This window comes from Pseudomonas sp. BF-R-19 (assembly GCF_019956445.1).
Taxonomy (GTDB): domain Bacteria; phylum Pseudomonadota; class Gammaproteobacteria; order Pseudomonadales; family Pseudomonadaceae; genus Aquipseudomonas; species Aquipseudomonas fluorescens_BH.
This window is the reverse complement of sequence record NZ_JAHBDN010000081.1, coordinates 198923-211685: the sequence shown is the minus strand read 5'-3', so window position 1 is coordinate 211685 and position 12763 is coordinate 198923. Positions and strand designations below refer to the sequence as shown.

Annotated in this window: 12 protein-coding genes; 8 read left to right on the top strand and 4 right to left on the bottom strand. The window is 59.1% G+C overall.

Going from position 1 to position 12763, the window contains the following annotated elements:
• Positions 1-36 precede the first annotated feature (36 nt).
• Positions 37-1731: a lactate permease LctP family transporter gene (locus KGB28_RS24005; protein WP_223448144.1), complete on the bottom strand. Its 1695-nt coding sequence runs from the start codon at positions 1729-1731 to the stop codon at positions 37-39.
• Positions 1732-1992: 261 nt separating this feature from the next.
• On the opposite strand from KGB28_RS24005, the gene KGB28_RS24000 reads away from it, so the two are divergent.
• Entirely contained in the window at positions 1993-2760 is a 768-nt protein-coding gene (locus KGB28_RS24000; RefSeq protein ID WP_150754333.1) for an FCD domain-containing protein, read from the top strand.
• A 154-nt stretch (positions 2761-2914) separates the two neighbouring features.
• Here KGB28_RS24000 and smpB read toward each other — a convergent pair whose 3' ends face one another.
• The gene (smpB, locus tag KGB28_RS23995) at positions 2915-3397 is read right to left on the bottom strand and encodes an SsrA-binding protein SmpB (protein ID WP_007993569.1); all 483 of its coding nucleotides are present in this window, start codon (positions 3395-3397) and stop codon (positions 2915-2917) included.
• A gap of 118 nt (positions 3398-3515) precedes the next feature.
• On the opposite strand from smpB, the gene KGB28_RS23990 reads away from it, so the two are divergent.
• The 3 genes from KGB28_RS23990 to KGB28_RS23980 are packed head-to-tail and all read left to right on the top strand — an operon-like array spanning position 3516 to position 5668.
• Positions 3516-4919 (top strand): sodium-dependent transporter, encoded by a 1404-nt coding sequence (locus tag KGB28_RS23990; RefSeq protein WP_223448143.1) that lies wholly within the window; start codon positions 3516-3518, stop codon positions 4917-4919.
• A gap of 7 nt (positions 4920-4926) precedes the next feature.
• The gene (locus tag KGB28_RS23985; protein WP_103394085.1) at positions 4927-5361 is read left to right on the top strand and encodes a type II toxin-antitoxin system RatA family toxin; all 435 of its coding nucleotides are present in this window, start codon (positions 4927-4929) and stop codon (positions 5359-5361) included.
• A complete protein-coding gene (locus KGB28_RS23980; protein ID WP_223448142.1) occupies positions 5354-5668 on the top strand; it encodes an RnfH family protein in 315 nt (104 codons plus the stop codon). Before KGB28_RS23985 ends, KGB28_RS23980 begins: the two co-directional genes overlap by 8 nt.
• Positions 5669-5729: 61 nt before the next feature.
• Here KGB28_RS23980 and KGB28_RS23975 read toward each other — a convergent pair whose 3' ends face one another.
• A complete protein-coding gene (locus KGB28_RS23975; protein WP_150727496.1) occupies positions 5730-6257 on the bottom strand; it encodes an outer membrane protein assembly factor BamE in 528 nt (175 codons plus the stop codon).
• A 97-nt stretch (positions 6258-6354) separates the two neighbouring features.
• Here KGB28_RS23975 and fur point away from each other — a divergent pair, with 97 nt between their 5' ends.
• Positions 6355-6759, top strand: a complete 405-nt coding sequence (fur, locus tag KGB28_RS23970) for a ferric iron uptake transcriptional regulator (RefSeq protein WP_003197684.1) — start codon at positions 6355-6357, stop codon at positions 6757-6759.
• A 75-nt stretch (positions 6760-6834) separates the two neighbouring features.
• Here fur and recN read toward each other — a convergent pair whose 3' ends face one another.
• Entirely contained in the window at positions 6835-8508 is a 1674-nt protein-coding gene (gene recN, locus KGB28_RS23965) for a DNA repair protein RecN (RefSeq protein ID WP_223448141.1), read from the bottom strand.
• Between the two features lie 240 nt (positions 8509-8748).
• Here recN and grpE point away from each other — a divergent pair, with 240 nt between their 5' ends.
• From grpE to dnaJ, 3 genes are all read left to right on the top strand, one after another.
• Complete coding sequence (gene grpE, locus KGB28_RS23960) at positions 8749-9315, top strand: nucleotide exchange factor GrpE (protein WP_008047467.1); 567 nt, start codon at positions 8749-8751, stop codon at positions 9313-9315.
• A gap of 102 nt (positions 9316-9417) precedes the next feature.
• Positions 9418-11334: a molecular chaperone DnaK gene (gene dnaK / locus KGB28_RS23955; protein WP_223448140.1), complete on the top strand. Its 1917-nt coding sequence runs from the start codon at positions 9418-9420 to the stop codon at positions 11332-11334.
• 294 nt (positions 11335-11628) lie between these two features.
• Positions 11629-12753, top strand: coding sequence for a molecular chaperone DnaJ (gene dnaJ / locus KGB28_RS23950; RefSeq protein ID WP_057716482.1), 1125 nt, complete (start codon positions 11629-11631; stop codon positions 12751-12753).
• The last annotated feature ends 10 nt before the right edge of the window (positions 12754-12763 follow it).

Below are 12763 nucleotides of genomic sequence, written 5' to 3'. Positions count from 1 at the left end.
GCCCGGCGTCGGTTTTTATCGTGTTGCCTGTAGCCCTTAGTGCACCAGCATGCCGGTGAACCAGTAGGCCTGGGCCAACGTGATCAAGCCGACAATCGTTGCAAAGAATAGGCTGTGCTTGAGGGTGAAGCGGAACAGATCCGATTCTTTGCCCACCAGGCCGGTCGCGGCACAGGCCACGGCGATCGATTGTGGCGAGATCATCTTGCCGGTCACGCCGCCGCTGGTGTTCGCCGCCACCAGCAAGGTGTCGTTGACACCAATCTGGTGTGCGGTGGTCGCTTGCAGCGAGCTGAACAGGGCGTTGGACGAGGTATCGGAACCAGTGAGGAATACGCCCAGCCAGCCGAGGAATGGCGAGAAGAACGGGAACGCCGCGCCGGTTCCTGCCAATACCAGCGCCATGGTCGAGGACATGCCCGAATAGTTGGTGACGAAGGCGAAGGCCAGCACCATACCGATGGACAGGATCGGCCAACGCAGTTCGTAGAAGGTCTCTTTAAAAGTGGTCAGACCAGTTTTGAGATTGATCTTCAGCACCAGCATGGAGATCAGGGCCGAGAAGAAAATCGCCGTGCCGGTGGCGGAAATCGGATCCAGTTTGAACACTGCCGGAAGGGCGGTTGGCGCGGTCACGATCGGTGCGACCTTGATCACCATCTGGTCCAGGTGCGGGATGGCGAAGTTGAATACGAAGCTGTACATCGAACCGCCAGCGGCGAACATCGCCTTGAACGGTTTCAGGGTCCAGATGGTGACCAGTACGGTCAGGATCAGGAACGGCGACCAGGCCTTGAAGATTTCCCCAAGGCTGTAAGGCGAAGCCACGGTAGTGCGCTTCTGGCCGAAACCACCGACGCTGGCGCTCACCACGGAGGCCGAGACAGCGCCGACGATGTGTTGGCCGGCGGCGCGTTTTGGTTGCCAGACTTTCAGGAACAGGGTCAGGGAAATCAGGCTGGCCAAGGCCGAGGTGATGTCCGGCAGTTCCGGGCCGATGAAGTTCGAGGTGAAGTACTGGGTCACGGCAAAGCTCAAGCCGGCCACCAGCGCTGCCGGCCAGGTTTCCCGCACGCCGCGCAGGCCGTCCATCATGAACACCAGCCAGAACGGCACGAACAGCGACAGCAGCGGCAGTTGGCGGCCGGTCATGGCGCCGATCTTGAACGCGTCGATGCCGGTCACTTGCCCGGCCACGATGATCGGAATGCCCAGGGCGCCGAAGGCCACCGGCGCGGTGTTGGCGATCAGGCACAAGCCAGCGGCGTACAGCGGGTTGAAGCCAAGACCTACCAGCAGCGCAGCGGTAATCGCCACGGGTGCGCCAAAACCGGCTGCACCTTCGAGGAAGGCACCGAAGCAGAAACCGATCAGCAGGACCTGCAGACGCTGGTCATCGGTGATCGACAGGACCGAACTGCGGATGACTTCAAACTGCCCGCTCTTGACTGTCAGTTTGTAGAGGAACACCGCTGCCACGATGATCCAGGCAATCGGCCACAGGCCATAGGCGAAACCATACCCGGCGGCGGCGAACGCCATATCGACCGGCATCTGGAAAGCGAAGATCGCCACCAGGATCGACAAAGCCAGGGTGATGCTGCCAGCTACATGCCCTTTTAGGCGGAACACGGCCAAAGCCAGGAAGAAAAATACGATGGGGATGACGGCGGCGAGTGCGGACAGGCCGAGGCTGCCGAGCGGGGTATAGAGCTGTTGCCAGGTTTGCATATGGGGTGGCCCCTAATTGTTGTTGGTCAGGCACTGATCAGCGTTCTTGGATAATTGGTAAGACCAATTTACAATCGCTGTTGGCTAGGGTAAAAGCCTTGTAGGCGGTGTGTCAATTTGCCGCCCTAAAACTTTTGTCGAATACGAAGTGCGCAGGTCGTCTGTCTGGTATGACCAAATGCGTTGTGGCAGGTGCTGGCTCAGCGCCGATAGGCCAGAATAGAGCCCCGGCGAGCCGTCGGATCGTGGAGTAATCGAGTTATGGGGTTTGATCAGATTCGTCAGCGCCGTTTGTCTGACGATATTGTCGAGCAGCTTGAGGGCATGATCCTCGAGGGCACGCTGAAAGCGGGTGAGCGTTTGCCGGCCGAGCGCGCGCTGGCCGAGCAATTTGGTGTGTCACGCCCTTCGTTGCGCGAAGCCATTCAGAAGCTGACCGCCAAGGGCCTGCTGGTCAGCCGCCAGGGCGGCGGCAACTATGTGGTGGAATCACTGGGTAGCACCTTCAGTGATCCCTTGTTGCATCTGCTGGAAAGCAATCCCGAGGCGCAACGCGATCTGCTGGAGTTTCGCCATACGCTGGAAGCGTCTTGCGCCTACTACGCGGCGCTGCGTGCCACGGAGGTGGATCGCGAGCGGCTGACCGCGGCATTCAACGAATTGCAGGACTGCTATTCGCGTCACGAAGAGGTGAGTCGTGCCGAAGAGGGTGCGGCGGACGCAAGGTTTCACCTGGCGATCGCCGAGGCCAGCCACAATGCCGTGTTGCTGCACACCATTCGCGGGCTGTTCGACCTGCTCAAGCGCAACGTCGTGACTAACATCGGTGGCATGTACAAACAGCGTACTGAAACCCGCGACATGCTGATCACGCAGCACCGGGAGTTGTATCAGGCGATTATCGAAGGGCGGGCGGAGCAGGCGCGGGAAGTTTCCAGCCGGCATATTTTGTATGTGCAGGAGGTGTTGGAAGAAGTGCGTCAGGAAGTGCAGCGCATGGCCCGGGCGGAGCGGCGCAAGGGGATGTAGCCAGTCGGTTCTATATTGTTTGTGAGATTGCTTTCGTCGGATCGCCGCCCGGACCAAGCCCGCTCCCACAGGTTCCAGGTCTGCCGCATAACGTCGGCATCCATGGATCTTGTGGGAGCGGGCTTGCCCGCGAAGGGGGCTCAAGGCGAAAGAATTACTCTTCCTTGCCCTTGTTGCGCACCGCACGCTGCAACTCGCGACCGGCATCGCGTTCGCGCTCGGTGTCGCGCTTGTCGTATTCCTTCTTGCCCTTGCCCAAGGCGATCTCGCACTTGACCATGTGCTTGCTCCAGTACCAGGACAGGCACACGCAGGCGTAACCCTTTTGCTGCACGGCCGCGGCCAGCTTTTCCAGCTCGCGCCGGTTGAGCAGCAACTTACGGGTGCGCACCGGATCCGCGATGACGTGGGTGCTGGCGGTCGTCAGGGGCGTAATGTGGCTGCCGAGCAGCCAGGCTTCGCCATCCTTGAGCAGCACGTAGCTGTCAACCAGCTGCAGCTTGCTTGCCCGCAGACTTTTTACTTCCCAGCCGGCCAGGACCAGACCAGCCTCGAACCGATGTTCGATGAAGTAATCGTGTCGCGCCTTTTTATTTTGCGCGATGGTCCCTGTTGGGTGTTTCTTCTGTTTAGCCATAGGGGCGGCATTATAGGGAGTTGCACGCGAGTCGGCTACGGTGTTGCTACGTGCTTGAGCAGGTTGATTGAATCCCGGACAATGCGGCCTCTTTTTTGAACGCTTGGGCGTGATAACGATGTCGACAGACAAGGTTTCTGTCCACGGCAGTTGGGCTAGCCGCTGGGTCTTCATACTCGCCGCGACCGGTTCGGCCGTGGGGCTGGGTAGTATCTGGAAATTCCCGTACATGGTCGGCGTCTATGGCGGCGGCGCCTTCGTGCTGATGTTCCTGGCCTGTATCGCATTGATCGGCGTGCCGGTCATGCTGGCGGAAACCCTGATCGGCCGGCGTGCCCGGCAGAGTCCGGCCAATGCCTTGAAGATCCTGGCGACCGAGGCGGGGCACTCGGCCAAATGGTCCTGGGGCGCGTTTGCCGGGATGATCACGGCGTTGCTGATACTGTCGTTCTACAGTGTGGTCGGCGGCTGGTCGCTGGACTACATCATCGACATGGGGCGTGGCGATTTTCAGGGCGCGACGCCGGATCAGGTGGGGGCTTACTTCGGCAATGTGATCGCCGATCCCTGGCGCCTGACACTTTGGCACACGATTTTCATGCTGTTGTCCGCGGTGGTGATCGCCAAGGGCGTGGTTGCCGGGCTTGAGCGCAGCTTGCGTATCATGATGCCGCTGCTGTTCGTGATGATTCTTGTGTTGTTGGGCTACAGCATGACCACCGGGCATTTCATGGAGGGCGTGCATTTCATGTTCGACTTCCACCCGGAAAAGGTCATGGACGGCTTGTTGCCCGCGATGGGGCATGCGTTCTTTTCCCTGAGCGTGGGTGTGGGCTCGATCATGATCTATGGCGCCTACATGCCGAAGAACTCGTCGATATCAGGTACGGTCGTTGGCGTAGCGCTGCTCGACACTTTCGTTTCCCTGGTGGCCGGCCTGGCATTGTTTCCGATTGTGTTCGCAGCGGGCCTGAATCCGAGCGAAGGGCCGGGCCTGATGTTCGTCAGCCTGCCGTTTGCCTTCGGTAACGTGGCGTTCGGGCAATTGATGGGTGTGGTGTTCTTCGTGCTGGTGGCGGTCGCTGCCTGGAGTTCGGCGATTTCCCTGCTTGAACCGATGGTGGCCTACCTGGTCGAGCGCACTAAAGTGAGTCGTGCCTGGGTCACCTTCTGGCTGGCTTTCAGCTGCTGGTTTGTCGGTCTGGGCACGGTGTTCTCCTTCAATATCTGGAAAGAGGCCAAGTTCTTCGTGAACGAAGGCGGGATGTTCCACCTCTACCAATGGGGAGCCGCCGGTGGTCTGGACTTCTTCGGTGTGATCGATTTCTTCACCTCGCGACTCATGCTGCCGCTTGGCGGTTTGTGTTTCGTGGTGTTTGCGGGCTGGATCATGGGGCGTGAGGCGGTGCGCGACGAGTTGTCGATCCGTAACCCTGCGCTGTTTGGCCTGTCCTTGTTCTTGATGCGCTATGTGGCGCCCATCGGCATTCTCGTAGTGTTTGCCGCCCAGCTGTGGAAGTGACGCTGACATGACGACACACATTTCACGTTCGGCCTTGCTGCCGTACCCGGCGCAAGCGTTGTATGACCTGGTTAACGACGTGGCGCGCTATCCGGAGTTTCTGCCGTGGTGCTCGTCGGCCGAAGTCCTGGAGAGCTCACCTGAGCATATGCGGGCGAGCGTTGGCGTGGCGAAGGGTGGCCTCAGTCAGCATTTCGTGACGCGCAATACCCTGGTTCCCGGTCAATCAATCGAAATGAACCTTGAGGAAGGCCCGTTCAATCAGTTGCATGGCGTGTGGGTATTCAAGCCGCTGGGCGAGAAGGCCTGCAAGATCAGTCTTGATCTGTCGTTCGATTATGCCGGGCCGCTGGTTCGCGCCACCCTGGGGCCACTGTTCAACCAGGCGGCCAATACCTTGGTGGATGCGTTCTGCCAGCGCGCCAAGCAGATACATGGTTGAGGTCATGATTGAAGTCGAGGTGGTCTACGCGGCCGTAGACCGTCAGGTGCTGCTGACAGTGGCCGTGCCTGTCGGGACGAGCGTGCGGGCAGCTCTGCTCAGGTCAGCCGTGGCTGAGGAGTTTCCGGAGCTGGATCTGGCCAATTGCCCCGTGGGGATCTTCGGCAAGGTTGTAGCCGATCCAGAGCGTCGGTCTGTCCAGGCGGGGGATCGTATCGAGATTTACCGGCCACTGCTGGCCGATCCGAAAGAGGTGCGTCGGCTGCGCGCGGCGAAAGCTGCCGAGGCCAAAGCGCGGAATCAGTGAGTGGCTTGAACGCCAGACAATAAAAAGCCCGGGCAAGCCGGGCTTTTTATTGCGTCGCAAATTATTGCGGCGAGGTTTCCAGTGGTTGCGGCGTCGGGACCGGAACGGCTTCTACACCGTCGACGTCCTTCTGGATCTGATCCAGCAACGAACCTGGCTTGACCGGTTTTTCCGGTTTTGGCTTCTCGACGTTTTCTGCCGGGGCAGCCACTGTAGTGCCGCTGTCCTTGCCGAGAATGGCTTCGTCACGACTCACGCCTGGCATGAAATCACCGGAGAGGCTGACAAGCTGGTCATTTGGGTTGAAGATAACGCTAATGCGTTCCTGTTGGCGTTCACCGCCACCCGGTTGCAGGCTGTACAGATAATCCCAGCGATCGGCATGGAACGTGTCAGTCAGCAGAGGGTTGCCCATGATAAACCGTACTTGCTTACGGGTCATTCCCGGGCGTAACTGGTCTATCATGTCCTGCGTGACGACATTGCCCTGCTGGATGTCGATTTTGTAAACCCCGGGGAATGAACAACCGGCGAGTGCGAGCAGTCCCACAAAGGTGAAACTGGTTAGCAAGAGCTTGGTGTTTTGCATCGGTGGGCGACTTCCACTATCTTGGCTGGGACAACGTAAACGCCGATCATACCCGCATTAAGAGAAGCTGCGAAGCAGCATCGCGAGAAAGCTGACCATGGTTGAAAATAGCGAACTACGCAAAGCCGGCCTCAAAGTGACCCTGCCACGGGTCAAAATTCTGCAAATGCTCGATTCCGCCGAGCAGCGCCACATGAGTGCCGAGGATGTCTACAAGGCCCTTATGGAGGCTGGTGAGGACGTCGGTCTGGCCACGGTTTACCGTGTTCTGACCCAGTTCGAGGCAGCTGGCCTTGTGGTGCGGCACAACTTCGATGGAGGCCATGCGGTCTTCGAACTGGACGACGGAAAGCATCACGACCATATGGTCAACGTCGAAACCAGCGAAGTGATCGAATTCTTCGACGAAGAAATCGAGCGGCTTCAGAAAGCAATCGTCGACAAGTATGGCTTCGAGATGGTTGATCACAATCTGGTGCTGTACGTGCGCAAGAAAAAGTAAGCATGTCGCGCGAACATCAGTTCGCGAAACGAACGAAGGCGACCCCAGGGTCGCCTTCGTGCTTTCTACCTTTATTCAGGCTTTTGCGGCCACCACCATTTTTTTGGCATGCGCCAGGGACTCCTTGGTGAGATCGATGCCGCCCAGCATCCGTGCGACTTCTTCGACGCGGTCGTTTTTGCTCAATTTGGAAACGGCCGTGCGGGTGGCATCTTCGCCGCGCACTTTATGCACAAATAGATGTTGATGACCTTGCGCCGCCACTTGCGGCAAGTGGGTCACGGTCAGTACCTGCCCGCGTTCTCCGAGGCGCCGCAACAGTTGGCCGACGATTTCTGCAGTCGGACCACCGATACCAACGTCCACTTCGTCGAACACCAGAGTGGGAACGCGAGATGTCTGCGCGGTGATCACCTGAATCGCCAGGCTGATCCGTGACAGCTCGCCTCCGGATGCAACTTTTGCCAAGGCTTTTAATGGTTGGCCAGGGTTGGCGCTGACCAGCAGTTCAACTTGTTCAAGTCCGTTAGGCAGCAGTTCGTTGCTGCTGTTTGGGCGCAGTTCGATGGTGAAACGCCCGCCAGGCATGCCCAGGCGCTGGATCTCCTGTTCCACGGCGCTGGCCAGGCTGCTCGAGGCTTGATGACGCAGGTCGCTCAGCTCCCGAGCCTTTTCCTGATAGTGACGAGCGTATGAAGACAGCTCATCGCTCAGCCGCTCGATGGATTCGTCGTTGGCGTTGAGGGTTTCGATTTCATCCAGCAGCTTCTGCTGCATCTCGGCGACTTCGGTCGGTTGGATGCGGTGTTTGCGCGCCAGGGTGTAGATCGCGTCGAGGCGCTCTTCGAGGTACTGAAGGCGCGACGGATCGGCGTCGAAGTTGTCGAGGAAGCGGTTCAGTTCACCTACGGCCTCTTCAACCTGGATCTGTGCACTGGTCAACAAGCTGCTGGCTTCGCCCAGCGCACCGATCGAGCTGTTCACGCTCGACAGGCGGTTGAGGCTGGCGGTGAGGGCGTTGAGGACATTTCCGGAATCACTTTCACTGCATTGCTCGACGACTTGCCGGCAGATGCCAAGCAAGGTCTCGGCGTTGGTCAGGTTCTTGTGTTCCTGCTCTAGCTGCTCCAGTTCGTTGTCGCCAAGGCCAAGGTTTTCCAGTTCTTCGAGTTGATAGCTGAGCAACTGATGGCGGGCGCGTTGCTCGTCGCCGGAGTTGGAGAGTCGCTCCAGTTCCTGGCGGGTCTGGCGCCAGCGTTGGGCGGCGAGCTGAACCTGGCGGGCCAGATCGGTCGCGCCGGCATATTCATCGAGCAGGCGACGGTGGGTGTCGGTCTTGAGTAGGGATTGGTGTTCGTGCTGGCTGTGAATGTCGATCAGCAGCTCGCCCAGCGCCTTGAGGTCGCCAAGCGGGCAGGGCGTGCCGTTGATGTAGCCGCGCGAACGACCTTCGGATGTGATGACCCGGCGCAGGATGCACGGGCCGTCGTTTTCGAGGTCGCGTTCGGCCAGCCAGGCGCTGGCTTCCGGAATGTCGACCAGATCGAAGGTGGCCAGGATATCGGCTTTGTCGGCGCCGGGGCGGACCACGCCGCTGTCGGCGCGATCGCCCAGGGTAAGGCCCAGCGCGTCGAGCATGATCGACTTGCCCGCGCCGGTTTCCCCGGTGATCACGCTCATCCCGCGATCGAGTTCGAGGTCGAGATGTTCAACGATGGCGTAGTTGTGTACGGACAGGTGCACCAGCATATGGGCCGCTCCCAGGCGTTAGGTCTGGTTATTTATACAGTGTTTTGTTTCTGGCTGACAATGCCCCTCGTTAGCTCGATTCGCTCGGTCCGACGAAAGTCTTATCGCGACCGGGAATGACAAAGCGATTGTTTTTTGTAGGGTTAATCGTCGGGCCCCCTTGAAGCCGGATTTTGCGGCCCCATATAGCTGGGCAGAAGCGCGAGTTGAGCTCGCGGACGAAATTGAAAGGAGAAATCTATGGCTGACGAACAGACAGTGGATACGCAAAACCCAGACGCCAACCAGGCGCCCGAGGCTTCGGGTGATGACCTGGCGGCTCGTGTACAAGTGCTCGAAGAGCAACTGGCAGGCGCTCAGGATCAGGCTTTGCGTGTAGCCGCCGATCTGCAGAACGTCCGCCGTCGCGCCGAGCAGGATGTGGAGAAGGCTCACAAGTTCGCGCTGGAAAAATTCGCCGGCGACCTGCTGCCGATCGTCGACAGCCTGGAGCGCGGCCTGGAACTGTCCAGCCCGGACGACGAAAGCATCCGTCCGATGCGCGAAGGCATCGAGCTGACCCTGAAAATGTTCCAGGACACTCTCAAGCGTTATCAGCTTGAAGCAATCGATCCGCATGGCGAACCGTTCAACGCCGTTCACCATCAGGCGATGGCCATGCAGGAAAGCGCCGATGTCGAGCCGAACAGCGTTCTGAAGGTGTTCCAGAAGGGCTATCAGCTCAATGGTCGCTTGCTGCGCCCGGCGATGGTCGTGGTCAGCAAGGCGCCTGCGCCGGTTTCGCCTTCGATTGACGAGCAGGCTTGAAATCCGCCGCAAGGCCCCCATTTATAAGTCAAGCGTTTAAGTGCTACCGCAGTTAGCCACCACTGCTGCGGCAACCAAATCCAAAGTTTCGGGAGAGTGAACATGGGCAAAATTATCGGTATCGACCTGGGGACTACCAACTCCTGCGTCTCCGTGCTGGAAAACGGCAAGGCAAAAGTTATTGAAAACGCTGAAGGCGCGCGTACCACGCCGTCGATCATCGCTTACGCCAACGATGGCGAAATCCTGGTTGGCCAGTCGGCCAAGCGTCAGGCCGTGACCAATCCGCACAACACCCTGTATGCGGTGAAGCGTCTGATCGGTCGTCGTTTCGACGAAGAAGTCGTGCAGAAAGACATCCAGATGGTCCCTTACAAGATCGTCAAGGCTGACAACAGCGACGCCTGGGTTGAAGTGAACGGCCAGAAAATGGCACCGCCACAAATCTCGGCTGAAATCCTGAAGAAAATGAAGAAGACCGCCGAAGACTACCTCGGCGAGACCGTGACTGAAGCGGTGATCACCGTTCCGGCCTACTTCAACGACAGCCAGCGTCAGGCGACCAAAGACGCCGGCCGCATCGCTGGCCTGGACGTAAAACGTATCATCAACGAACCAACCGCGGCCGCTCTGGCTTACGGCATGGACAAGGCCAAGGGCGATCACACCGTGATCGTTTACGACCTGGGCGGTGGTACTTTCGACGTTTCCGTGATCGAAATCGCTGAAGTCGATGGCGAGCACCAGTTCGAAGTACTGGCCACCAACGGTGACACGTTCCTGGGCGGTGAAGACTTTGACATTCGTCTGATCGACTACCTCGTCGACGAATTCAAGAAAGAAAGCGGCATGAACCTCAAGGGCGACCCGCTGGCCATGCAGCGCCTGAAAGAAGCTGCTGAAAAAGCCAAGATCGAACTGTCCTCGAGCCAGTCGACCGACGTGAACCTGCCGTACATCACTGCAGACGCCACCGGTCCTAAGCACCTGAACGTGAAGATCTCCCGCGCCAAGCTTGAAGCGCTGGTGGAAGACCTGGTTCAGCGCACCATCGAACCTTGCCGCATCGCCATGAAAGATGCCGGTATCGACGTTGGCGCGATCAACGACGTGATCCTGGTGGGCGGTCAGACCCGTATGCCACTGGTTCAGAAGCTGGTAACCGAGTTCTTCGGTAAAGAAGCTCGTAAAGACGTCAACCCGGACGAGGCGGTTGCCATGGGTGCTGCTATCCAGGGCGCGGTACTGGCTGGTGACGTGAAAGACGTTCTGCTGCTCGACGTCAGCCCGCTGACCCTGGGTATCGAAACCATGGGTGGCGTGATGACCGCGCTGATCGAGAAAAACACCACGATTCCTACCAAGAAATCGCAAGTGTTCTCGACTGCCGACGACAACCAGGGCGCCGTGACCATTCACGTGTTGCAAGGCGAGCGCAAGCAAGCCGCACAGAACAAGTCCCTGGGCAAGTTCGACCTGGCCGACATTCCACCAGCTCCACGTGGCGTGCCGCAGATCGAAGTGACCTTCGACATCGACGCCAACGGCATCCTGCACGTAGGTGCGAAGGACAAGGCTACCGGCAAGACTCAGTCGATCGTGATCAAGGCCAACTCCGGTCTGTCCGACGAAGAAATCGAGCGCATGGTGCGTGATGCCGAGGCGAACGCCGAGGAAGACCGCAAGTTCGAAGAGCTGGCTGCTGCCCGTAACCAGGGCGACGCACTGGTTCACTCGACGCGCAAAATGGTTGCCGATGCCGGCGATAAAGTGACTGCCGAAGAGAAGACTGCAATCGAAGCTGCCGTAGTCGCCCTGGAAGCCGCCGTTAAAGGTGACGACAAGGCCGCTATCGACGCCAAGGTTGAAGAGCTGTCGAAAGTCTCCGCTCCAGTGGCGCAGAAGATGTACGCCGAACAGGCTCAGCCTGCTGAAGGCGCTGCACCGCAGGGCGACAAGGCGGAAAAGGCTGACGACGTTGTCGATGCCGAGTTCGAAGAAGTCAAAGACCACAAGTAAGTTGTTGGTCGGCCGGTTGACTGCCTTCAGGCGGTGACTGGTAGGATGTCGCCGCGCGGGAGCTTGCTCCCGCGTTGGCGTATCTGGAATACGCGAATTTTTACAGCATGCGACAAGGTTCGCGTGTTGTTGGCATGGTCGGGAATGCTCCTGCTTTCCGAGCTGAAAGTGCCATCGAAATAAAGACCAGGATCGTTGAATTGACGTGAGTTGGGTCCGGGCCTGCATTGGGGCTCAACGAGTTCGGCAAACTCAGGAGGGTTTTGTCGGACGTCCTCAAGAGTGCAAAGACTTATGGCAAAGCGTGACTATTACGAAGTGTTGGGTGTTGAGCGTGGCTCAAGCGAAGCGGACCTGAAGAAGGCTTACCGTCGCCTGGCGATGAAGCACCACCCGGACCGTAATCCCGATGACAAGGCGTCGGAAGAGATGTTCAAGGAGGCCAACGAGGCCTACGAAGTGCTGTCCGACTCCAGCAAGCGCGCGGCCTACGATCAGTACGGTCATGCCGGTGTCGACCCGAGCATGGGTGGCGGCGGTGCCGGTTTCGGCGGCCAGAACTTCTCCGATATCTTTGGCGATGTCTTCAGTGACTTCTTCGGTGGCGGTCGCGGCGGTTCCCGTGGCGGCGCGCAGCGCGGCAGTGACTTGCGCTACACCCTGGAACTGGACCTCGAAGAGGCGGTGCGCGGTACGACCGTGAACATCCGCGTTCCGACGCTGGTCAACTGCAAGCCTTGCGACGGCTCCGGCGCCAAGAAGGGTTCTGCGCCGGTGACCTGCCCGACGTGCGGCGGTATCGGCCAAGTGCGCATGCAGCAAGGTTTCTTCTCGGTGCAGCAGACCTGCCCGCGCTGCCATGGCCAGGGCAAGATCATTTCCGATCCGTGCGATTCCTGCCACGGCGAAGGTCGTGTCGAAGAGTACAAGACCCTGTCGGTGAAAGTGCCGGCCGGTGTCGATACCGGTGACCGCATTCGTCTGTCCGGCGAAGGCGAGGCGGGTGCCCAGGGTGGGCCGACTGGCGACCTGTACGTGGTGATCAACGTGCGCGAGCACTCGATTTTCCAACGGGACGGCAAGCATCTGTTCTGCGAAGTGCCGATCAGCTTCGTCGATGCGGCGCTGGGTGGCGAGCTGGAGATTCCGACCCTTGATGGTCGGGTCAAACTGAAAATCCCTGAGGGGACCCAGACCGGCAAGCAGTTCCGTGTACGTGGCAAGGGTGTCGCGCCTGTGCGTGGCGGTGGTGCTGGTGACTTGATGTGCCGCGTGGCGGTCGAGACTCCGGTCAACCTGAGCCGTCGCCAGCGTGAAATGCTCGAGGAGTTCCGTAGTTCGCTGGCGGATGACAACAGCCATTCGCCAAAAACCACCGGTTGGTTCGAAGGCGTGAAGCGCTTCTTCGGCGATTTGTAAGGAGGCAGGC